Genomic DNA, 1389 nt, shown 5'->3' with positions numbered 1-1389 from the left:
TGTCCTATGTTAGCAACGAGTTGAAAAATCACCTTTCAAGCAATTAAATTTATTGAATAAGTGGTGAGGGATGAGAGCCAATTAACTCCTAAATAATCTCAAGATATATTCACATTGAGAAGCCGCCTCATCCCTTTCTTTCTCTTGGAGTTTAAACAGAATGTAAGGCGTATCCAATCCGGTTGCAGCCAGAATATCCGACTAGGAGACAAAACGGAGGGAGACATCCACTTTGATTGATTAATGTACTTTAACCCTTTAATCCATGAAAGCGATCAAACAAACAATCGGTGTGGATGTGGCTCAGGATGAACTGGTATGTGCTTTTGGGGCTCTTTTGGAGGATCTGAGCTGGCAGATTAAGGCCAGAAAAACCTTTGGAAATAACCCTTCCGGATTCAAAGCCTGTCTCAAATGGGCTGGATCAATGAAGGAAGCCAATTCCGAAGTTCTTTTTGTCATGGAAGCTACCGGGGTCTATCATGAGAAGTTCGCCCACTGGCTGTTTGATCAGGGAGAAAAGCTGGCCATTGTCCTTCCCAACAAGATCAGCAATTACATGAGAACCCTATCGATCAAGACGGTCACAGACAGTACCTGTGCCGATGCGATCACCCAGTTTGGGTTGGAACGGAAACTGGATACTTGGTCACCGCCCAAGGTCATTTTCCGAACCCTCAGACAGCTTACCCGAGAGAGAGATCAAATTGTGGCTGAACGGGTTACGATTGACAATCAGATCCATGCCGAAAAGACCGAAGCCTATCCCAACGCCAACAGCCTGAAGCGCTTGAATGCCAGACGAAAGCTGCTCTGCAAGCAGGAACAGGAAATCAAAAACGAGATCCATCACCTGGTAAAGTCAGATCAGCAACTCGACCAGGACGTCAAGCGAATCACCTCCATTCCGGGAGTAGGCGAACTGACAGCCGTTATCGTTATGGCAGAAACCAACGGGTTCGAACTGGTAAGAAACAAGCGTCAGCTCACCAGTTATGCAGGGCTTGATGTGAGGGAAAAGCAATCGGGAACCTCTGTAAAAGGAAAACCTAAAATCTCAAAAAAAGGAAACCGAAGTCTGAGAAAAGCTATGCACTTACCTGCCTTGGCAGCCATCCGCCATTGCCAGATTTACAAAGACAACTTTGCCAGACTAGTGGGAAGACACGGGATAAAAATGAAAGCAGCCGTAGCCGTACAGCGAAAACTTCTGGAGCTGATCTACATCCTTTTCAAGAACAAAACAACCTTTGATCCGGCCTTTGAACAAAGAAGGGAAGACGATACAAGTCCGTCTCCCCTTCACAGTCTGGCTGATGCCGACTTAAGTATCGAAATTTAAGAAAATCCTTATTTCTTCTTGACTTTAAACACAGAATCTCAATGGTT

The 1389-nt window shown here is 45.4% G+C and carries 1 protein-coding gene; it reads left to right on the top strand.

Translation table 11 applies throughout. The features are described 5' to 3' along the window. Window positions 1-265: 265 nt before the first annotated feature. Window positions 266-1342 (top strand): IS110 family transposase, encoded by a 1077-nt coding sequence (locus tag B0E43_RS22450; protein WP_077353658.1) that lies wholly within the window; start codon window positions 266-268, stop codon window positions 1340-1342. Window positions 1343-1389: the final 47 nt, after the last annotated feature.

The sequence above is a fragment of the Algoriphagus sp. A40 genome (assembly GCF_002002735.1).
In the GTDB taxonomy this organism is placed as follows: Bacteria; Bacteroidota; Bacteroidia; order Cytophagales; family Cyclobacteriaceae; genus Algoriphagus.
The sequence above is the reverse complement of the archived record's forward strand: the minus strand, read 5'-3'. Positions and strand labels throughout refer to the sequence as shown.

What these genes read in the sequence shown, in the direction of transcription:
- B0E43_RS22450 (WP_077353658.1), top strand. Translation starts at nt 266, where the DNA reads ATGAAAGCGATCAAACAAACAATCGGTGTGGATGTGGCTCAGGATGAA.